This is a genomic window from Kitasatospora sp. NPDC056446 (genome assembly GCF_042796115.1).
Lineage (GTDB): Bacteria > Actinomycetota > Actinomycetes > Streptomycetales > Streptomycetaceae > Kitasatospora.
On sequence record NZ_JBHTRF010000019.1, the window covers coordinates 1 to 19,584 of the forward strand.

Below are 19,584 nucleotides of genomic sequence, written 5' to 3' on the forward strand. Positions count from 1 at the left end.
GGCTGGGGGAGAGCGAGGGAGCGCCGACCGTCGGCACCGGACGAGAAGCGCCCCGGAGGCGAGCGGCGCGAGTAACGGCAGCCCGCTGCCTCCCCCCGGGGGGAGGCAGCGGGCTGCCGGTGGAACCGTGCGGGGCGGGCTCAGATGAGGCCGAGCTCCTGGACCGCGTCGCGCTCCTCGGTCAGCTCCTTGACCGAGGCGTCGATGCGGCCGCGCGAGAAGTCGGAGATCTCCAGGCCCTGGACGATCTCGAACTTGCCGTCCTTGGTGGTGACCGGGAAGGACGAGATCAGGCCGGCCGGGACGCCGTAGGAGCCGTCGGAGACGACACCCATCGAGGTCCAGTCGCCCTCGGCGGTGCCGTTGACCCAGGTGTGGACGTGGTCGATGGCGGCGTTGGCGGCCGAGGCGGCCGAGGAGGCGCCGCGGGCCTCGATGATGGCGGCGCCGCGCTTGGCCACGGTCGGGATGAAGTCGTTCTCCAGCCAGGCCTGGTCGCTGCCGATGGCCTCGAAGGCCGGCTTGCCGGCGATCTCGGCCTGGAAGATGTCCGGGTACTGGGTCGCGGAGTGGTTGCCCCAGATGGTGACGCGCTTGATGTCGGAGACCAGGGCGCCGGTCTTGCCGGACAGCTGGCCGACGGCGCGGTTGTGGTCCAGGCGGGTCATCGCGGTGAAGCGCTCGGCCGGGACGTCCGGGGCGTTGCGCTGGGCGATCAGGGCGTTGGTGTTGGCCGGGTTGCCGACGACCAGGACCTTGATGTCGTCCGCGGCGTTGTCGTTGATGGCCTTGCCCTGCGGGCCGAAGATGCCGCCGTTGGCCTGCAGCAGGTCGCCGCGCTCCATGCCGGCGGTGCGCGGACGGGCGCCGACCAGCAGCGCGACGTTGGCGCCGTCGAAGGCGGTGTTCGGGTTGTCGGTGATCGTGATGTCGCGCAGCAGCGGGAAGGCGCAGTCGACGAGCTCCATGGCGGTGCCCTCGGCGGCCTTGAGACCCTGCGGGATCTCCAGGAGGCGGAGGTTCACCGGCACGTCGGCACCGAGCAGGTGGCCCGAGGCGATGCGGAAGAGCAGCGCGTAGCCGATCTGGCCGGCCGCTCCGGTGATGGTGACGTTGACGGGGGTGCGGGTCATTTCTACCTTCTCCAGCAGATCGCCAGGTGCCCCAGGCACACCGGCGCACTGGAGCCGAGGATGGTCTCTCGACATCGAGAGACCGGCGTCAGGTTATCGCAAAGGGAAGCGTACGCCTCGGGTGCGGGCCTGGCTGATGCGTCACAGACGCGCGGCGGCCCCCGCCGGGCCCCCGGATGACGGGAGCCCCACGGGGGCCGCGACGTGCCTCGGCGGCCGGCTGTCGGGCCGGCCGGCCCGACGGCCGGTCAGTGCTTGGGCCGGCCCATCAGCTGGCCGATGTTGTCGAGCAGCGGGATCTGCAGCCACGGGTTCGGCTGCGCGACCAGGGTCAGCAGCACGATCGAGGCGCCCAGGAAGGTCAGCACGATCACGTCGGTGAAGCGGCTGCGCACCGCCAGCATCCCGACCTCGGGCAGCACCAGGCGCAGGACCGCGCCGAGCAGCACGCCGCCGCCGAGGATCAGCAGCCCGTACTTGAAGCCGTCCTTGAAGTCGGCGAACCAGGTGACCGCGAGGCCGGCGCCGACCACCAGCAGGACCAGCGTTATCGGCCACTGCCGGACCGGCAGGGCGTGATCGCGTCCGAGGGCCGCGGCCGAGCCCTCGGGCGGCAGGGTGCCGGTGGTCTTGACCGGCCTGCGCCGGGACCGCGCCGGTCGCGGTTCAGTCATGCTCGCCGTCCCTGGGGGGTCAGATGCCGGCGCGGCGCTCGGCCGCCACGACGATGTTGTTGAGCAGCATGGCGCGGGTCATCGGGCCCACACCGCCGGGGTTCGGGGAGATCCAGCCGGCCACCTCGGCCACGCCCGGGTGGACGTCGCCGACGATCTTGCCCTCGCTGCGGCTGACGCCCACGTCCAGCACGGCCGCGCCCGGCTTGACGTCCTCGGGCTTGACCAGGTGCGGCACGCCGGCGGCGGCCACGATGATGTCGGCCTTGCGCAGGTGGGCGGCCAGGTCCCGGGTGCCGGTGTGGCACAGGGTCACGGTGGCGTTTTCGCTGCGGCGGGTCAGCAGCAGGCCGATCGAGCGGCCGACGGTGATGCCGCGGCCGACCACGACCACCTCGGCGCCGTCGATCGCGACGTCGTGGCGGCGCAGCAGCTCGACGATGCCCAGCGGGGTGCAGGGCAGCGGGCCGTCGATGCCCAGGGCGAGCCGGCCGAGCGAGGTCGGGTGCAGGCCGTCGGCGTCCTTGTCCGGGTCCATCAGCTCCAGGACCGGGTTCTGGTCCAGGCCCTTGGGCAGCGGCAGCTGGACGATGTAGCCGGTGCAGGACGGGTCGGCGTTGAGCTCGCGGACGACGTTCTCGACGTCCTCCTGGGTGGCAGTCGCGGGCAGCTCGCGCTGGATCGAGGCGATGCCGACCTCGGCGCAGTCCTTGTGCTTGCCGTTCACGTACCAGCGGCTGCCCGGGTCGTCGCCGACCAGGACGGTACCGAGGCCGGGCGTGACGCCCTTCGCCTTGAGGGCCGCCACGCGGGCGGCGAGTTCGGACTTGATCGCGGCGGCGGTGGCCTTGCCATCGAGAATCTGGGCAGTCATGGCCCCATTCTCCCGGATCGCGGCGGAGCCCCGTACCACGCCCGCCCCGGGCCCGCGTCCGGGGCCCGCCGGGGCGGCCGGACGGGTACGGAGGTCCGCCCCACATTGCGGTTGCGCCACAGTCTTGGCCCGGCCCGCGGAACCGGCTGGACAGGGCGCTGCCGTCCGGTTGACGATAAGCGGGCATTCCCGCCGCGACCCGGCCCGGTGACGGGCCGGAGGGTCCCGCGGCGGAGCGTACCCGGGGGAAAGAGCCAGTGAGCCGACCACAGCAGTCCGAGCAGACCGACCGTCGCGGTGCCGTCCCGCCCGCGCCGTTCCCGTCGACGGCTCCGCTCTTCCGGCGCTCACCGCGCCGCTGAGCCGACCGCGCCCGTCACCGCCGCCGGGCTGTCACCCTGCTCCGCTACTGTCCCGTCCGGTCGGCCGTCCCGACTCACCGACCTGCACCGGGCCGTCCGCCGTCCCGTCCCACGTCCCCGTAACTGCCCGGAGGCATCCATGAGTTACCCGCCCGACCCGAACAACCCGTACGGCCAGCAGCAGCAGGCCGCCCCGGGCTACGGCTACCCGCAGCAGGCCCCGCCGCCGGCCGGCTACGGCTACCCGCAGCAGGCCGCCCCGGCCTACGGCTACGCGCCCGCCGTGGCGCCGTCCATGCCGGGCCTGGTGACGACCGCTCGCGTGCTGCTGTTCATCGTGGGCGGTTCGCAGGTCCTGCTGGCGATCATCTTCCTGATCACGGCCGCGGTCGCCAAGGACGCCACCAACAAGCTCAGCTCGACGACGAGCAGCGACAACCCGTTCACCACGATCGGCGACGCCGCCGCCGGCATCGCGGTGGTCCTCGCCGTGGTGTTCGCGCTGGCCGCGGCCCTCTCCATCACGCTCGGCGCGAAGTTCGGCAAGGGCGGCAACAGCGTCCGGATCACGACCATCGTGTACGGCTCGATAGCCTCGCTGCTCGGCCTGCTGGACCTGATCGCCGGGATCAGCGCGAAGGTGACGCTGAACGTGGTCATCGGTGTGCTGTGGGTGGCGATCTGCGTCATCTGGATCACCGCCATGTGCACCCGGGACGGCGTCAACTGGTTCAACCGGCCGCGGTACTGACCGGCCCGGACCACGCGAACGACGGAGCGGCCCGGCTCCCTCCTCGGAGGGGGCCGGGCCGCTCTGTCATGCCGTCACGCCGTCAGGCCGTCAGGCCCGTCAGCGGGATCAGTGGAAGAAGTGCCGCGCGCCGGTGAAGTACATGGTCACGCCGGCCTCGGCGGCCGCCGCGACGACCTCCTCGTCACGGATCGAACCGCCGGGCTGCACGATGGCCCTGACCCCGGCCGCGATCAGGATCGCCGGGCCGTCCGCGAACGGGAAGAAGGCGTCCGAGGCCGCGTACGCGCCCTTGGCCCGCTCGCCGGCCCGCTCGACCGCGAGCTTGCAGGAGTCGACCCGGTTGACCTGGCCCATGCCTACGCCGACCGAGGCGCCGTCCTTGGCCAGCAGGATCGCGTTGGACTTGACCGCCCGGCAGGCCCGCCAGGCGAACGCCAGCTCGGCCAGCTCGGCCGCGGGGAGCGCCGTGCCGGTGGCCAGCGTCCAGTTCGCCGGGTCGTCGCCCTCGGCGTGCACCCGGTCGGCGTCCTGGAGCAGCACGCCGCCGGAGACCGGGCGCACCTCCTGGCGGTTGGCCGGGGCGTCGGGGGCGAGCAGCACCCGCAGGTTCTTCTTGCGGGTCAGCACCTCCAGGGCGCCCTCCTCGTAGCCGGGGGCCACGACGACCTCGGTGAAGATCGGGGCGATCTGCTCGGCCAGCTCGACGGTGACCGGGCGGTTGACCGCGATCACGCCGCCGTACGCGGAGACCGGGTCGCACTCGTGCGCCTTGCGGTGCGCCTCGGCGACGTCGGCGCCGGTCCCGATGCCGCACGGGTTGGCGTGCTTGATGATCGCGACGGCCGGCTCGGCGTGGTCATAGGCGGCGCGGCGGGCGGCATCGGTGTCGACGTAGTTGTTGTACGACATCTCCTTGCCGTGCAGCTGCTCGGCGCCGGCCAGGCCGCCGGTGCCGTCGCTGTACAGCGCGGCGCCCTGGTGGGGGTTCTCGCCGTAGCGCAGCACGTTCTGCCGCTCCCAGGTCGAGCCCAGGAACTCGGGGAAACTCTCGTCGCTCGGCGCGTAGCCGGCCTCGAACCAGGAGGCGACGGCCACGTCGTAGGCGGCGGTGTGGGCGAACGCGGCACCGGCCAGGCGCTTGCGGGCGGCCAGCTCGAAGCCGCCCTCCCGGACGGCCTCCAGCACGTCGCCGTAGCGGGCCGGGTCGACCACGACGGCCACCGAGGGGTGGTTCTTGGCGGCGGCGCGGACCATGCTCGGACCGCCGATGTCGATCTGCTCGACGCACTCGTCCGGGGTGGCGCCGGAGGCGACGGTGGCCTTGAACGGGTAGAGGTTCACCACGACCAGGTCGAAGGGCTCGACGCCCAGCTCGGCCAGCTGCGCGCGGTGCGACTCCAGCCGCAGGTCGGCCAGCACACCGGCGTGCACCCGGGGGTGCAGCGTCTTCACGCGCCCGTCCAGGCACTCCGGGAAGCCGGTCAGCTCGGAGACCTCGGTCACCGGGACGCCGGCGGCGGCGATCCGGCCGGCGGTGGAGCCGGTGGAGACGATGGCGACCCCGGCGGCGTGCAGGCCCTGGGCCAGCTCCTCCAGACCGGTCTTGTCGTACACGCTGATCAGCGCGCGACGGATCGGCCGGATGTTCTCCGAAACGGGGGGCGTGGTGGAGCTGGCACTCATGCCGGAATCCATACCTTTCGGTCCTCGATGCGGTGACCCTCGCGGGCCAGCCGGCCCACGACGTCGACGAGCAGCTTCCGCTCGACAGTCTTGATGCGCTCGTGCAGCGCGTCGCCGCCATCGGCGTGGTCGGCGTCGACGACCTCGACGACGCCCTGCGCGATGATCGGCCCGGTGTCCACGCCGGCGTCGACCAGGTGGACGGTGCAGCCGGTGACCTTCACGCCGTACGCGAGCGCGTCGGTGACGCCGTGGGCGCCGGGGAAGGCGGGCAGCAGCGCGGGGTGGGTGTTGACGATCCGTCCGGCGAAGGCCGCGATGAACTCGGGGCCGAGGATCTTCATGAAGCCGGCCGTGACGACCAGGTCGGGCTCGTGCCCGGCGACGGAGGCGGTCAGCGCGCGGTCCCAGGCGGCACGGTCCGGGAAGTCCTTCACCCGATGGACGAAGGTCGGCAGCCCGGCCCGCTCGGCGCGCTCCAGGCCGGCGATCCCGTCCCGGTCCGCCCCGACGGCCAGGACCTCGGCGCCGTACGCCGGGTCCGCGACGGCGTCGAGCAGCGCCTGGAGGTTGGTGCCGGAGCCGGAGACCAGCACGACCAGGCGGGCCGGTCCGGGCGTACGGGGCGGGAAGTGCTGGGCGGGGGCGGCGGCCACTGCGCGAGTCTCCGTAGGTCGGGCGCCGTGCGCTGGTACGTCCACCGGCGGTGGGGCCACTACGAACGGCAGGTCGAGCGAGGGGGAACACCAGGAGAACCCGCCGCGACGCGGGCCCGGGGAACCGGTGTGAGCTGCTGACCCGCACCACGATAACGGCTGGTCGGACGGCCTCCGAACCCTCCCGGTGGCGCTACGCGCGTAGTTGAGACGGGGATCTCCTCCGGCCCGCCGCACCGGAGTTGCCCCGGCCGCCCGGGCCCGACCGGCCTCCGGACCCGGGCCGCCGCAGGGCCGACGGACGCCTGCGGGATCATTGGAGGTCGCGGGAGACCGCGACGACCGCGAGACCCTCCGGCCGGGCACCCCCGGGGTTCCGGCCGGAGTCCCGGCCGGAGTCCCGGCCGAGTCCCGACCGAACTCCCGACCGACGACGATTGGCTGAACCCATGAGCAGCGGCGACGACAACGGCGAGCGCAACCCCTACGCGCCGCCGCCGGCGGATGCCCCGGACCAGCCGTGGCAGCCGCGCAGCCCCTGGGCCGGCGAGGGCCAGGGCGGCCAGGGCGGCGACCGCCCGCAGGTCCCGCCGCCGTGGGGCCCCGGCCCGGAGGACGGCCGGCCCGGCCGTCGGCCGTCCGGCCCGCAGCCGCCCCGGCTCGACCCCTCGAACCCGGCCCACCGCCGGGCCCGCAACGCCGCCCTGGCCGGACCGTTCGCGCTGGTCTGCCTGTTCACGGGCTTCCAATGGGTCGCGCTGCTCGCCGGGGTGCTCGGCATCTTCTGGGGCATCGGCGCCCTGCGGGCCCCCAAGGCCGCCCCGGCACCGGCCGGTGCCGCCGGTCCGACGGGTCCCACCGGCCCGACGGGTCCCACCGGCCCGGTCGCCGGGCGGGCGGCACCGAACCCGCTGACCCCGGCCGCGCTCGCCGGGATCCTGACCGGCGCGATGACCGTCATGGTCGCCACCACGGTGATCGGCCTCAACTACCACTACCGCGACTACGTCACCTGCGTCCAGGACTCGCTGACCGCCGTCGGCGCCGAGAACTGCGACCGGTACGCACCGAAGTGGTACGTGGACTTCAGCGGGAACAACGAGTAGTCCGCAGGCAGTCAGTCAGTCGGCCGGGCCGTCCAGGCGGTCGGGGCCGTCGGGGCGGTCGGGGCCCCGGCCCTCCCGGCCCACGGCCGACAGCCGCACCACCAGGGCATGCGTACCGGCGCGCAGCCACAGCGCACCCCGGCGCGTCCGCCACGCGAGCAGGGCGTACACCCGGACCGCGTACGCCGGGCCGAACAGCCGGTACGGCCGGCCGCCGAACAGCCGCCGCCCCGCCGGGCCGAGCGCGCGGCGCCGCACCAGCAGCGCCCCCGGGACGGCCACCAGCGCGAACCAGCCCGCCGCCGCCAGGCCCGTCCACCACGGCACCGGCCCCAGCCGGTCCATCCGCCCACCCGCCAGCGCCCCACCGGACAGCCAGCCCAGCAGCGCCGCGACCGCCCCGACCGCCAGCGCCCCCGCCAAGGCCGCCACCACCGTCGCGGCGGGCGGCCACGGCCCGGGCCGCTCCTCGGCCCCCATGACCGGCCGCAGACCCGCCGCCGCACGGCCCAGCAGCACCGCCGGTACCGCCCCCGCCAGCAGCGGCAGCACCAGGACCACCGCCCGCCAGCCCCCCGGCCCGTCCGTCGGCAGCAGGGCGAACAGCGGGAACTCCGGCACCGGGCCCAGCACCGCGCCACCCGGCGACACCACCGTCCCGGCCCCCACCGCGAACCCCGGGCCCAGCGCGTACGCCGCACCCCACAGCACCGCGTTCGGCAGCAGCACCAGCGTGAGCAGCAGCAGCCCCAGCAGCGCGGCGGGCCCGCGCCCCAGCAGCGCCATCCCGCGCCCGCCGCCCGCCACCGCGTCCAGCACCGCCGACACCGCCACCAGCAGCCCGCCCGCCGCGACCAGCCCGGCCCCGGCCGCCAGCACGGCGGCCCGCACCGCGGCCGTGCCGCCGGTCGGACGGTACGGCGGCGGAAGGCGGTCCAGCGCGAGCTCGACGACCGGGGCGGCCGGGACACCGGCCGACCGGACACCGGCGGCCGTCGCCAGGGCCGCCACCAGCGCCACCACCAGGAGGTCCGGCAGCACCCGGCTGCGGATCGGACCGTCGCCCGCGCAGTGCAGCGCCACCACGACCGCCACCGCGCAGTAGCCCGCCCACAGCGCGACCGGCCCGCCCCAGCGCGAGCGCAGCCCGCGCCGGGCCGCCACCCCGGCACCCGCCCGGTGGAGCCGGAGCACGGCCAGGACGCCGAGCAGCAGCGGAGTGACGGTCAGCGGGGCGTCCGCGTCCCCCCGCAGCACCGGCGCACCGTGCCCGAGCAGCCAGAGCACCCCCGCCAACCGGGTGGCAGCCGTCGCCCCGTCATCCGCGTACGGCGTCACCACCCAGAGGCCGAGCACCGGTACGCCGACCGCCGCCAGGCCGACCAGCGCCGTCCGCACCCCCGCCAACAGGTCGGCCAGCGCGGGGCGTCCGCCCAATTCACCCGGCGCCTCCAGGATCGGACGGCCCATCAGCTGCGTCATGCGCCTCATGGTGCCAAGGCGACTCGCCATGCTCCGTGAAGCGGCAAACCGCCGCCGTGTCCCAGATTATTGGCTTATGCGCATTTTCAGACCCTGCCCCCCAGCCGCCGGGGCCCCGGCCCGGAGCGTCTGATGACCACGCCACCGACCGCCGGCTCCCCCGCCCCGAAGCGGCACCGCACGTCCGCCCGCACCCACCAGGACGCGGGCGACCTGCTGCGGAAACTGACCCCCCGTGAGGCCCAGACCCTCGCCCTCCTCGCGTCCGGCCACGACTTCCCGCACGCCGCCGCCGTCCTCGGCATCACCCCCGCCACCGCCCGCAGCTACCTGCTCCGGGCGATGCGGAAACTCGGTGCCGCCACCGAGGCCGAGGCCGTCAGCCTCGCCGCGGGCTCCCTGCCACCACCCCCGGCCCCCGCGCCCGCGAACTTCGCCGGCCTCGGCCCGTCCTCCCTCGGCCCCGCCTCCTTCGGCCGTACCCGGGCCGTCGCAGTGGGACCGGACGGCGGACGCCCAGCGGCCGCCGTACCCGTGCCGGAGAAGCCCGGCGCGGGGCGCGCGCAAGCGGCGCGGCAGCCCCGGCCGGCGCGCGCGGAGCCGGCGCACACGCCCCCGGGCGGGCGCCCGCCCTCCCGCCCCGACCGGGCGGCCGAGCCGAAGGCCGACGGGCCGACGGCGGACGGGCCGAAGGCGGACGAGGGCACACGGACGGCCCCGGCCGCTCCCGAAGCACCGGCCGCACCGCGCACCGCCGCTGCCGTCGGAACCGCGCCGACGGCTCCGCCGGCAGCGGCGAGCGCCCCGGAAAGCCCGGCGGCTCCGGTGACACCAGTGGCTGCGGTCGCCCCGGTGGTCGCGGGGCCTGCGGAGGGCCCGGCGGCCCCGGAAGCCTCCGACGGCCTCCCGCCGGAGGCCCGGCCCGACGCGAAGCGCCCCGCGCCCGAGCCCGCGCCCGCCCGCCGCACGGCCCCGGCCGGCCACGGCCCGGCCCGGGTGGCCCTCGCCGTGGCGAACGGGCACGACCCCGCTCCGGATTCCCCCGCCGTCCCCGCCTCCTGCCCTCCCGCCCAGAGCTTCGAGGAGCTGTACGAGACGGCGCACACCCGGCTGGTGCAGCAGGTGTTCCTGCTGACCGCCTGCCGGCACCGGGCGGTGCACTGCGTGCGGCGGGCGTTCGGGGAGGCCCGGCGGCGCTGGCAGCCGGTGGCCCGGTCGGGCGACCCGGAGGGGTGGGTGCGGGTGCGGGCGTGCGAGCTGGCGCTGTCGCCGTGGCACCGGGGCGGGCCCCGGCGGACGCACGCGTGGACCCTGCCGCACCGACGGATCAAGGTCCGCCCGGCGGACGAGACGCAGGCGGTGCTGCCGGACCACGACCGGCTGACCGACCGGGACCGGGCGCTGCTGAAGGCGCTCAAGCGGCTGTCCCGGCCGCAGCGGCGGGCGCTGGTTCTGCACGACGGGCTGGGGCTGCCGGCCGCGGCGGTCGCGGTCGAGGTGGAGTCGACTCTGGCCGCCGCCGAGGGGCGGGTGTGGACGGCCCGGGTGGCGCTGGCGCAGTGGGTGCCGGACCTGGTGGGGCCGGATCCGGCGGCACCGGGGTTCGCGGACGGGCTGAGCCTGCTGCTGCACCGGGCGGCGGTGCGCGGGTGCCCGGAGCCGCACCGGTCTCCGGTGCCGGTGCTGCGGGCCCGGTACCGGCTGGGCACGACGAGCCGGACGGGCGCGGCGGCGCTGCTGACGGTGGCGGTGGGCGGGGCGACGCTGGCGACCCTGGCGGGGGTGCGTCCGGCGGTGCTGTTCCGGCCGCCGGACCCACCGGCGCCCCTGCTGTGCGTGCCCGCCGCCGCCGAGGCGGAGGAGCCGGGCGTGCCGCTGCTGCCGGGCGGGGCGCCGAACGGCATCAGCAGCCTGTGGTGCAGCCCGGCGCCGGGGCTGGAGGCGGTGCTGGTGGAGGCGCGCACGCAGGCGGTGGCCCGCTGGGAGCTGCCGTCGGCGACGCGGGGGGCGGACGCCCCGCCGCCGCAGGGTCCGCTGGTCTGCCCGCTCTGGTCGCCGCGTCCCTGCACCACCGGGCCGAGGCCGCGCGGCAGCCGCCCGGCGGCCCGCTGAGCCCGCACCAGGAGTACGGCTGCGGCCGGGAAACGGCGAGCGCCCCCGCCCGGGAAGGGCGGGGGCGCTCGGTGTGCCGGGGCGGGATCAGGCCTGGGCGGCGATGATCTCGCGGGCCAGGCGGGCGGTCTCGGACGGCGTCTTGCCGACCTTGACACCGGCGGCCTCGAGGGCCTCCTTCTTCGCCTGGGCGGTGCCCGAGGAGCCGGAGACGATGGCGCCGGCGTGGCCCATGGTCTTGCCCTCGGGGGCGGTGAAGCCCGCGACGTAGCCGACGACCGGCTTGGTCACGTGCTCGGCGATGTAGGCCGCGGCACGCTCCTCGGCGTCGCCACCGATCTCACCGATCATGACGATGATCTCGGTCTCCGGGTCCTCCTGGAAGGCCTTGAGGGCGTCGATGTGGGTGGTCCCGATGACCGGGTCACCGCCGATGCCAACGGCCGAGGAGAAGCCGATGTCGCGCAGCTCGTACATGAGCTGGTAGGTCAGGGTGCCCGACTTCGAGACCAGACCGATCTTGCCGGAGCTGGTGATGTCGGCCGGGATGATGCCGGCGTTCGACTGTCCGGGGCTGATCAGGCCGGGGCAGTTCGGGCCGATGATGCGGGTCTTGTTGCCCTTGGCACCGGCGTGCGCCCAGAAGGCGGCGGTGTCGTGCACCGGGACGCCCTCGGTGATGACGACGGCCAGGCCGATCTCGGCGTCGACGGCCTCGATGACGGCGGCCTTGGTGAAGGCCGGCGGCACGAAGAGGACCGACACGTCGGCGCCGGTCTTCTCCATCGCCTCGGCGACGGAGCCGAAGACCGGGATCTCGGTGCCGTCGACGTCGACCGTGGTGCCGGCCTTGCGCGGGTTGACACCGCCGACGATCTGGGTGCCGGAGGCGAGCATGCGGCGGGTGTGCTTCATGCCCTCGGCACCGGTCATGCCCTGGACGATGACCTTGCTGTCCTTGGTAAGGAAGATAGCCATGGTGTGAAAGTCCCCTTCCTTACTTGTTGGCCAGCTCGGCGGCGCGGTCAGCGGCGCCGTCCATGGTGTCCACGCGCTGGACCAGCGGGTGGTTGGCGTCGTCGAGGATCTGGCGACCCAGCTCCGCGTTGTTGCCGTCCAGGCGGACGACCAGCGGCTTGGAGACGTTCTCGCCCTTGCTCTCCAGGAGCGCGAGGGCCTGCACGATGCCGTTGGCGACCGCGTCGCACGCGGTGATGCCGCCGAAGACGTTGACGAAGACCGACTTGACGTCGGGGTCGCCCAGGATGATCTCCAGGCCGTTCGCCATCACCTCGGCGGAGGCGCCGCCACCGATGTCGAGGAAGTTGGCGGGCTTGACGCCGCCGTGGTTCTCACCGGCGTAGGCGACCACGTCGAGGGTGCTCATGACGAGGCCCGCGCCGTTGCCGATGATGCCGACCTGGCCGTCGAGCTTGACGTAGTTCAGGCCCTTGGCCTTGGCGGCCGCCTCGAGGGGGTTGGCCGCGGCCTTGTCCTCGAGCGCCTCGTGCTCCGGCTGACGGAACTCGGCGTTCTCGTCCAGGGAGACCTTGCCGTCAAGCGCGATGATCTTGCCGTCGCCGGACTTGATCAGCGGGTTGACCTCGACGAGGAGCGCGTCCTCGGCGATGAAGACCTTCCACAGCTTCTGCAGGACGTCGGCGACCTGGTCGGCGATCTCGGCCGGGAACTTCGCCGCGGCGACGATCTCGGCGGCCTTCTCCGGGGTGCAGCCCTCGTTGGCGTCGACCGGGATCTTGGCGAGCGCCTCGGGGTTCTGCTCGGCGACGACCTCGATCTCCACGCCGCCCTCGACGCTGGCCATGGCCAGGAAGGTGCGGTTGGTGCGGTCCAGCAGGAACGAGACGTAGTACTCGTCCTTGATGTCCGCGGTCTGGGCCAGCATCACCTTGTGAACGGTGTGGCCCTTGATGTCCATACCGAGGATCGCCTCGGCCTTGGCGACGGCGTCGGCCGGGTCGGCGGCGAGCTTGACGCCACCGGCCTTGCCACGGCCGCCGACCTTCACCTGAGCCTTGACGACGGCGCGTCCGCCGAAGCGCTCGGCGATGGCGCGAGCGGCTTCGGGGGTCTCGATGACATCACCGTCAAGCACGGGTACGCCGTGCTTGGCGAAGAGGTCCCTCGCCTGGTACTCGAACAGGTCCACGTGTGTTCGTCCTTGTTCGTGGTCGCGGATTGTGTCTCTACGAGCGTGCCACGGCAGGATCTTCGCTGCGGGTCGTCGGGGCGGTGCGGGTACGCAGAGGTACGGCCTTGCGGCCCACACAGCCACGGGCGCACACGTCAATCAACACGCGCGTCACGTCCGTCTGGCAGGTTATCCCCGTGGGACGGGAGTGTTTCGCCCGGGGCCTGTCCGGCTTGGGTGAGAACCGTCACAGATCGGGCCGGAGGAGCTGCCGGTCACCCGGTCCGCCGATCGGGTGCATTCACCCGTCCGGGTGAGGCGGTCACACCCCCCGGCCGGCCCCCTCGACCAGGCCCCGCGGGATCGGCCGCTTCTCGATGGCCGCCGCCATGATCGCGGGGAAGGCGTCCGGGGTGCAGGCGAAGGCCGGTGCGCCGAGGGCGGCCAGGGCGGCGGCGTGCGCGTGGTCGTAGGCGGGCGCGCCCTCGTCGGAGAGCGCGAGCAGGGCGATGAACTGGACGCCCGCCGCCTTCATCGCGGCGACCCGCTTGAGCATGCCGTCCCGGATGCCGCCCTCGTACAGGTCGCTGATCAGCACCACGACGGTCTCGGAGGGCCGGGTGATCTTCGACTGGCAGTAGGCGAGCGCCCGGTTGATGTCGGTGCCGCCACCGAGCCGGGTCGCGAACAGGACGTCCACCGGGTCGGTCAGCTGCTCGGTGAGGTCGACCACGGAGGTGTCGAAGACGACCAGCCGGGTGTCCAGGGTGCGCATCGAGGCGAGCACCGCGCCGAAGACCGCCGAGTGCACGACCGAGGGCGCCATCGAGCCGGACTGGTCGATGCAGAGGATGACGTCCTTCTTCACGGCCCGCTGGGCCCGGGCGTAGCCGACCAGCCGCTCGGGGACGACCGTGCCGTGCTCGGGCAGGTAGTTCCGCAGGTTGGCCCGGATCGTCCGGTCCCAGTCGATGTCGCGGTGCCGGGGCCGGGCGACCCTGGCGCTGCGGTCGAGGGCGCCGCCGAGGGTGGCCCTGGTCCGGTCGGCGAGCCTGCGCTCCAGGTCGGCCACCACCTTGCCGACCACGGCCCGGGCGCTCTCCCGGGTGGTCTCGGGCAGCGCGTGCTTGAGCGAGAGCAGGGTGGCGACCAGGTGGACGTCCGGCTCGACGGCCTCCAGCATCTCCGGCTCCAGCAGCAGCCGGTCCAGGCCGAGCCGGGTGATCGCGTCCTGCTGCATCAGCTGGACGACGGTGGACGGGAAGTACTCGCGGATGTCGCCCAGCCAGCGGGCCACCTGCGGGGCCGAACCGCCCAGCCCGGTACTGCGGCGGCCGCCGCGGCCCGGCCGGGCGCCCTCCTCGGGCGCGCCCCGGTAGAGCGCGGCGAGGGCGCCGTCCATCGCGGCGTCCCGGCCGCGCAGGGTGCGGCCGGTGCCGTCGGCCTCGCCGCCCAGCACCAGCCGCCAGCGGCGCAGCCGTTCGTCGGTCGTGGACGCCATGTGGTCCTCCTGCTCGGGTTCTCGGGGTGCCGGGGTCTCGGGGTTCTCAAGGTGCCGGGCCGGTCCGGCGGGTGTCAGACGTCGGGTGTCGGGTGTCGGGTGTCAGGTGTCACGGCCGGCGGCCTGCCGGGGGATCCTCGGCCGGACGCCGAGCAGCAGGGCCACCACCGGGACGGCCGCGTCGGCGCGGGCCCGGTCCAGCTCGTCCGCGGCGGCCGGTGCCGCCGGGGGCGCGCCGAGCGGCCCGGCCGCGACCCGGCTGCCGACGGTGGTGCGCACGCCCGCCTCCAGCCCGGCGAAGGTGCGGCGCAGCAGCGGCAGCACGTCGGTGAAGACCTCGCCGCTCACCCCGGTCAGCCACTCGTCCAGCAGCGCGAGCAGCCGGGGGTCGTGCAGCAGCAGTGCGCCGCCGCCGGTGAGGAAGCCCTCGACCCAGCCGGCCGCGTCCGCCGGGGCGTTGGCGACCGAGAGGACCAGCCGTAGCTTGCGGCCCGCCTCGTCGGAGTCGATCCGGCCGTCGTCCAGCAACAGCCGGACGGCCCGGCCGCGGAGCAGGCCGGGGGCGCCGGTGGCCGGTCCGCCGGACGGCTCGCGGGCGGCCAGTGAGCGCAGGGCGGCGGCCCAGCGGTCGGCCAGGCCTTCGAGGCCGTCGAGGCCGTCGGAGCCCAGGTCCGGTTCCGGGCCTGGCTCCGCATCCGGCTCCACGCCCGGTTCCGCGCCCGGGTCGGCGGCCCGGGGCCCGTCGGAGGCCAGCAGGCCGATCGCGCCGTGCACCTCGTCGACGCGCCCGCGCATCGCCGCCGCGCCCTCGGCGTCCAGCCCGACGCAGGCCGGCGGCAGTCCGACGCAGACCCGGCCGGCCAGCCCGGCCGCCGCCCCGGCGAGCGCGCCGTGGTCGGTGCCGCGCACGTCGCCGTAGCGCAGCGCGCGGACGAGCGCGGGCAACGCGCCCGCCAGGTGCGCCACATCGGTGTCCAGGGCCGCGCAGTCGGCGAGCACCCGCATCACGGCGGGCAGCGCGCCGGACAGCCCGGCCAGCAGGCAGGTCTCCACCAGGCCGGTCAGCTCGGCGAGCTCGACGGCGGCGCGGGCGGTGCCCACGGCCTTGCCGGTGGCCGCCTCCTCGACAGTGGTGCCCCACTGGGCGGCCTCGGCGATCCGGACCGCGAACTCCGGCTGCCAGCACAGCCGCCAGCTCTCCCGGAACGTCCCGGTCGAGTTGACCGAGGAGTGGGCGGGCACGCCCCAGTCCACGCCCAGCAGCCGCAGCCGGTGCAGCAGCCGGGAGCGGGCCGCGTCGGTCTCCTTGCGCAGGTCGAGGGCGATGTCCCTGGGCGCGGCCTCGGGCTTGAGGCGCAGCGAGCGCTGCAGCCGGGCGAGGTCGCGCTGCAGCGGCACCGCCGGTGCGGCGTCCGGGACCTCGCCGAGCTCATCGCCGACCACCAGGCGGTCCCGGACCAGCTCCAGGGCGACGTCTGAGCCCTCGCAGAGCACCGCGCGCACGGCGTCCAGGGTCTCGGTCAGCCCGGCGAGCGGGCGCCCGCGCAGTACCGCGAGGGTCTCGGCGAGCCGGACCGCCTCGATGACGTGGGCGGAGGAGACCGGGTGGTCCTCGGCGCGTAGCAGGTCGGCGGCCCGGGTGAGCCAGCGCGGCACCGGGTCGCCGTCGGCGGTGAACAGGTGGTGGTACCAGCCGGGGGACTGCACGCCCGCGCCGTAGCCGGTGGCCTGGGAGAGCCGCCGGTGCGTCCACGGGATCCAGGTGATGTCCGTGCGCACCTTCTTCGGCAGCCCGGCGAGCAGCGCCCGGTCGTGCGCGACCGTGGGCATCGTCTCCAGCGCGGGGACGTGGAAGGCCCCGCAGACCACGGCGATCCGCCCGTACCCGGCGCGGCGGGCGGCCCGGATCTGCTGACGCATGTGCGCCTCGCGCAGCAGGTCGCGGCGGGACTCGCCGAGGCCCTCGGCGCGCAGCGCGCCCATCGCCTCGGCGACGGCGGCGAACGGGGCCAGCGCGTCGGCGCCGGGTGCGCGGTGCTCGACCACGTCCTCCCACCAGCGCTCCGGGTCGTCGTGCCCGGCCGCCTCGGCGAGCAGCGCCAGCGGGTCGGCGGGCAGCGCGTCGGCGGGCGGTTCCTCGGCGGGCACGTCCCCGGCCGGTGCTTCCCCGGCGGGCGGCCGGTCGGCCTCCGCGTCGGCCGCCGGCGCGAAGCCGTACCCGGCGGGCAGGTCGATGAAGCGGACCGGCAGGTCGTGGTCCACGGCGTGGCGGATCGCCACCCACTCCGGGGAGAACGCGGCGTACGGCCAGAAGGCGGCCCGCGCCGGGTCGTCCACCGCGTGGGCGAGCAGCGCGACCGGGGGCACCAGGTCCTTCTCGGCGGCCAGGTGGACGATGCCGTCGGCCTCCGGCGGGCCCTCGATCAGCACCGCGTCCGGCCGCCACTGCCGCAGCGCGGCGGCCACCGCCCGGGCCGAGCCGGGGCCGTGGTGGCGGATGCCGAGCAGCACGACCTCGGCGGAGGTCACGCGGTCACCTCGCGGGCGGCGCGGTAGAAGTCCTTCCAGCCGTCGCGCTCGCGCACCACCCCTTCGACGTACTCGCGCCAGACCGCCCGGTCCGCCACCGGGTCGCGGACGACCGCGCCGAGGATGCCGGCCGTCACGTCCCCCGCGCGCAGCACGCCGTCGCCGAAGTGGGTGGCCAGGGCCAGGCCGTTGGTCACCACCGAGATCGCCTCGGCGGTGGAGAGGGTGCCGCTCGGGGTCTTGACCTTCGTCCGGCCGTCCACCGTGATCCCGGCCCGCAGCTCGCGGAAGACGGTCACCACGCGCCTGATCTCCTCGGCGCCGCCGGGCAGTTCGGGCAGTTCCAGGGAGCGGCCGAGCTGGCCGACCCGGCGGGTGACGATGTCGACCTCCTCCTCCAGCGAGCCCGGCAGCGGCAGCACCACGGTGTTGAAGCGGCGGCGCAGCGCGCTGGACAGCTCGTTGACGCCGCGGTCGCGGTCGTTGGCGGTGGCGATCACGTTGAAGCCGCGCACCGCCTGCGTCTCGGAGCCCAGCTCCGGTACCGGGAGGGTCTTCTCGGACAGGATGGTGATCAGGCTGTCCTGCACGTCGGCCGGGATGCGGGTCAGCTCCTCGACCCGGGCGATCCGGCCCTCGGCCATCGCCCGCATCAGCGGCGAGGGCACCAGGGCGTCCCGGCTGGGGCCGCGGGTGAGCAGCTCGGCGTAGTTCCAGCCGTACCGGACGGCCTCCTCGGGGGTGCCGGCGGTGCCCTGCACCAGCATCGTGGAGTCGCCGCTGATCGCGGCGGCCAGGTGCTCGGACACCCAGGTCTTCGCGGTGCCGGGCACGCCGAGCAGCAGCAGCGCGCGGTCCGTCGCCAGGGTCGTCACGGCGACCTCGACGATCCGGCGCGGGCCGATGTACTTGGGGCTGACCAGGGTGCCGTCGGGCAGTTCGCCGCCGAGCAGGTACGTCGCCACGGCCCACGGCGAGAGCTTCCAGCGCTCCGGGCGCGGACGGTCGTCCTGCGCGGCGAGCGCGGCCAGTTCACCGGCGAAGGCGTCCTCGGCGTGCTGCCGCAGAACGTCGGTCATGGGGGCTCCTTCGGGTCGGCCACCGGGCACACGGGTGCCCCGGCGACAGGGTGATCGGGGGGAGCCAGGCCGGCGTCCCGACCTGTGGGAACCACCCTGCACCGAGGCACTGACAACGCCCGGGCCGCCTCCGGACGGACAGTCAGCCACTGTCAGTGCCACCGCCTACGGTCGGTCGCATGGAGGAACGCTGGAGCACCGAACACGTCCTGTCCCTGGCACCTGACGCCGCGTCGAGGAAGGCGGCGGGCAAGCTCTCCTCGGCCGCGCCGTGGTCCGGCGCCGGCACCGACGGCACCGCGCTCTGGGGCGAGTGCGCGGGCAGCGGCCGCACGCCGTACCGCACCGTGATCGAGCTCGCCACGCCCGCCTACCAGTGCAGCTGCCCCAGCCGGAAGTTCCCGTGCAAGCACGCGCTCGGGCTCCTCCTGCTGTGGAGCGGCTCCCCCGAGGCCGTCCCGGCCGCCGAACCCGCCGACTGGGCGGCCGAGTGGCTCAAGGCCCGCGAGGAGCGCGCCGAGAAGCGCGCGTCCGCCCCGGTCGACCCGGAGGCCGCGCGCCGCCGGGCCGAGAAGCGCGGCGCCCGGGTAGCGGCCGGCGCGGCCGAGTTGCGGCTGCGCCTGGCCGACCGGGTCCGGCACGGCCTGGCCGACCAGTCCACCGCCGGCCCCTGGGAGGAGGTCGCCGCCCGGATGGTCGACGCGCAGGCGCCCGGCCTGGCCTCCCGGGTCCGCGAGCTGGACGCCCTCCCGCAGGAGCGGATGCTGGAGGAGTACGCGATGCTCCACCTGCTCGCCACCGCCGCCGTCCGGGTCGACGAGCTGCCGGCCGAGCTCGCCGCGACCGTCCGCACCCGGGTCGGCTACCCCCAGGACACCGCCGAGGTCCTGGCCGGCCCGACCGTCCGCGACCGCTGGCTGGTGCTCGGCAGCCGGGACACGTCCGACGAGCGCCTCACCACCCGCCGGGTCTGGCTGCGCGGCGCCAAGACCGGCCGCCCGGCCCTGCTGCTGGCCTTCGGCCGGCCCGGCCAGGCCCCCGACCTCGCCCTGCCCACCGGCCACCTGCTGGAGGCCGAGCTCGGCTACCACCCCGGCGCCCACCCGCTGCGCGCCGCGCTCGGCACCCGCTACGGCGCGCCCGAACCGGGCCCGGCCGCCCCGCCCGCCGGGCTCACCGTCGCCGAGGCGGTCGCCGGGTACGGCACCGCCGTCGCCGACGACCCGTGGCTGGAGAGCCGGCCGACCGTCCTCACCGACGTCGTCCCGGTCCGCACCCCGGACGGCTGGTACCTGACGGACGGCCGCCACACCGTGCCCGTCCGCACCCCGGCCGTCCCGGAGGCCGCGCTGTGGCGGCTGGCCGCGGTCTCCACCGGCCGCCCGCTGACGGTCTTCGGCGAGTACGGCCACCTGGGCTTCGCCCCGGTCACGGCCTGGCCCGCCGGGCAGCGTCCGGTCGGCCTCACCCACACCTAGGAGCACCGA

At 75.3% G+C, this 19,584-nt stretch carries 15 protein-coding genes; 4 read left to right on the plus strand and 11 right to left on the minus strand.

Annotated elements, in window-relative coordinates; translation table 11 throughout:
• Positions 1-140: 140 nt before the first annotated feature.
• From ACFQ6N_RS14310 to ACFQ6N_RS14320, 3 genes are all read right to left on the minus strand, one after another.
• Positions 141-1,133: a malate dehydrogenase gene (locus ACFQ6N_RS14310; protein ID WP_380649196.1), complete on the minus strand. Its 993-nt coding sequence runs from the start codon at positions 1,131-1,133 to the stop codon at positions 141-143.
• A 248-nt stretch (positions 1,134-1,381) separates the two neighbouring features.
• A complete protein-coding gene (locus ACFQ6N_RS14315; RefSeq protein WP_380649197.1) occupies positions 1,382-1,807 on the minus strand; it encodes a DUF3017 domain-containing protein in 426 nt (141 codons plus the stop codon).
• 19 nt (positions 1,808-1,826) lie between these two features.
• The gene (locus ACFQ6N_RS14320) at positions 1,827-2,681 is read right to left on the minus strand and encodes a bifunctional methylenetetrahydrofolate dehydrogenase/methenyltetrahydrofolate cyclohydrolase (RefSeq protein ID WP_380649198.1); all 855 of its coding nucleotides are present in this window, start codon (positions 2,679-2,681) and stop codon (positions 1,827-1,829) included.
• Between the two features lie 501 nt (positions 2,682-3,182).
• On the opposite strand from ACFQ6N_RS14320, the gene ACFQ6N_RS14325 reads away from it, so the two are divergent.
• Positions 3,183-3,794 (plus strand): hypothetical protein, encoded by a 612-nt coding sequence (locus ACFQ6N_RS14325; protein ID WP_380649199.1) that lies wholly within the window; start codon positions 3,183-3,185, stop codon positions 3,792-3,794.
• A gap of 108 nt (positions 3,795-3,902) precedes the next feature.
• Here ACFQ6N_RS14325 and purH read toward each other — a convergent pair whose 3' ends face one another.
• Both purH and purN read right to left on the minus strand, forming a co-directional pair.
• Complete coding sequence (purH, locus tag ACFQ6N_RS14330) at positions 3,903-5,480, minus strand: bifunctional phosphoribosylaminoimidazolecarboxamide formyltransferase/IMP cyclohydrolase (protein WP_380649200.1); 1,578 nt, start codon at positions 5,478-5,480, stop codon at positions 3,903-3,905.
• Positions 5,477-6,136 (minus strand): phosphoribosylglycinamide formyltransferase, encoded by a 660-nt coding sequence (gene purN, locus ACFQ6N_RS14335; protein ID WP_380649201.1) that lies wholly within the window; start codon positions 6,134-6,136, stop codon positions 5,477-5,479. The genes purH and purN overlap by 4 nt, the downstream gene beginning before the upstream one ends.
• 449 nt (positions 6,137-6,585) lie before the next feature.
• Between purN and ACFQ6N_RS14340 the strand changes: the two genes are divergently transcribed.
• The gene (locus tag ACFQ6N_RS14340) at positions 6,586-7,242 is read left to right on the plus strand and encodes a hypothetical protein (protein WP_380649202.1); all 657 of its coding nucleotides are present in this window, start codon (positions 6,586-6,588) and stop codon (positions 7,240-7,242) included.
• 15 nt (positions 7,243-7,257) lie between these two features.
• Here ACFQ6N_RS14340 and ACFQ6N_RS14345 read toward each other — a convergent pair whose 3' ends face one another.
• Positions 7,258-8,724: a DUF6350 family protein gene (locus ACFQ6N_RS14345; protein WP_380649203.1), complete on the minus strand. Its 1,467-nt coding sequence runs from the start codon at positions 8,722-8,724 to the stop codon at positions 7,258-7,260.
• A gap of 132 nt (positions 8,725-8,856) precedes the next feature.
• Between ACFQ6N_RS14345 and ACFQ6N_RS14350 the strand changes: the two genes are divergently transcribed.
• A complete protein-coding gene (locus tag ACFQ6N_RS14350) occupies positions 8,857-10,836 on the plus strand; it encodes a sigma factor-like helix-turn-helix DNA-binding protein (protein ID WP_380649204.1) in 1,980 nt (659 codons plus the stop codon).
• An 87-nt stretch (positions 10,837-10,923) separates the two neighbouring features.
• On the opposite strand, the gene sucD is transcribed toward ACFQ6N_RS14350, so the two are convergent.
• The 5 genes from sucD to ACFQ6N_RS14375 all read right to left on the minus strand — a co-directional run bounded on the left by sucD (position 10,924) and on the right by ACFQ6N_RS14375 (position 18,097).
• Positions 10,924-11,814, minus strand: a complete 891-nt coding sequence (gene sucD / locus ACFQ6N_RS14355) for a succinate--CoA ligase subunit alpha (RefSeq protein ID WP_380649206.1) — start codon at positions 11,812-11,814, stop codon at positions 10,924-10,926.
• 19 nt (positions 11,815-11,833) lie between these two features.
• Positions 11,834-13,006, minus strand: a complete 1,173-nt coding sequence (sucC, locus tag ACFQ6N_RS14360; protein ID WP_380649207.1) for an ADP-forming succinate--CoA ligase subunit beta — start codon at positions 13,004-13,006, stop codon at positions 11,834-11,836.
• Between the two features lie 304 nt (positions 13,007-13,310).
• Positions 13,311-14,489, minus strand: a complete 1,179-nt coding sequence (locus tag ACFQ6N_RS14365) for a VWA domain-containing protein (RefSeq protein WP_380649208.1) — start codon at positions 14,487-14,489, stop codon at positions 13,311-13,313.
• Positions 14,490-14,591: 102 nt separating this feature from the next.
• Entirely contained in the window at positions 14,592-17,057 is a 2,466-nt protein-coding gene (locus ACFQ6N_RS14370; RefSeq protein WP_380649324.1) for a DUF5682 family protein, read from the minus strand.
• On the minus strand, positions 17,015-18,097 hold the full coding sequence (locus tag ACFQ6N_RS14375; RefSeq protein WP_380649209.1) for an AAA family ATPase: 1,083 nt from the start codon (positions 18,095-18,097) through the stop codon (positions 17,015-17,017). Before ACFQ6N_RS14375 ends, ACFQ6N_RS14370 begins: the two co-directional genes overlap by 43 nt.
• A 179-nt stretch (positions 18,098-18,276) precedes the next feature.
• On the opposite strand from ACFQ6N_RS14375, the gene ACFQ6N_RS14380 reads away from it, so the two are divergent.
• Entirely contained in the window at positions 18,277-19,575 is a 1,299-nt protein-coding gene (locus tag ACFQ6N_RS14380; protein ID WP_380649210.1) for an SWIM zinc finger family protein, read from the plus strand.
• Positions 19,576-19,584 lie beyond the last annotated feature (9 nt).

What these genes read in the sequence shown, in the direction of transcription:
- ACFQ6N_RS14310 (WP_380649196.1), bottom strand. Translation starts at nt 1,133, where the DNA reads ATGACCCGCACCCCCGTCAACGTCACCATCACCGGAGCGGCCGGCCAG.
- ACFQ6N_RS14315 (WP_380649197.1), bottom strand. Translation starts at nt 1,807, where the DNA reads ATGACTGAACCGCGACCGGCGCGGTCCCGGCGCAGGCCGGTCAAGACC.
- ACFQ6N_RS14320 (WP_380649198.1), bottom strand. Translation starts at nt 2,681, where the DNA reads ATGACTGCCCAGATTCTCGATGGCAAGGCCACCGCCGCCGCGATCAAG.
- ACFQ6N_RS14325 (WP_380649199.1), top strand. Translation starts at nt 3,183, where the DNA reads ATGAGTTACCCGCCCGACCCGAACAACCCGTACGGCCAGCAGCAGCAG.
- purH (WP_380649200.1), bottom strand. Translation starts at nt 5,480, where the DNA reads ATGAGTGCCAGCTCCACCACGCCCCCCGTTTCGGAGAACATCCGGCCG.
- ACFQ6N_RS14340 (WP_380649202.1), top strand. Translation starts at nt 6,586, where the DNA reads ATGAGCAGCGGCGACGACAACGGCGAGCGCAACCCCTACGCGCCGCCG.
- ACFQ6N_RS14345 (WP_380649203.1), bottom strand. Translation starts at nt 8,724, where the DNA reads ATGACGCAGCTGATGGGCCGTCCGATCCTGGAGGCGCCGGGTGAATTG.
- ACFQ6N_RS14350 (WP_380649204.1), top strand. Translation starts at nt 8,857, where the DNA reads ATGACCACGCCACCGACCGCCGGCTCCCCCGCCCCGAAGCGGCACCGC.
- sucD (WP_380649206.1), bottom strand. Translation starts at nt 11,814, where the DNA reads ATGGCTATCTTCCTTACCAAGGACAGCAAGGTCATCGTCCAGGGCATG.
- ACFQ6N_RS14365 (WP_380649208.1), bottom strand. Translation starts at nt 14,489, where the DNA reads ATGGCGTCCACGACCGACGAACGGCTGCGCCGCTGGCGGCTGGTGCTG.
- ACFQ6N_RS14375 (WP_380649209.1), bottom strand. Translation starts at nt 18,097, where the DNA reads ATGACCGACGTTCTGCGGCAGCACGCCGAGGACGCCTTCGCCGGTGAA.
- ACFQ6N_RS14380 (WP_380649210.1), top strand. Translation starts at nt 18,277, where the DNA reads ATGGAGGAACGCTGGAGCACCGAACACGTCCTGTCCCTGGCACCTGAC.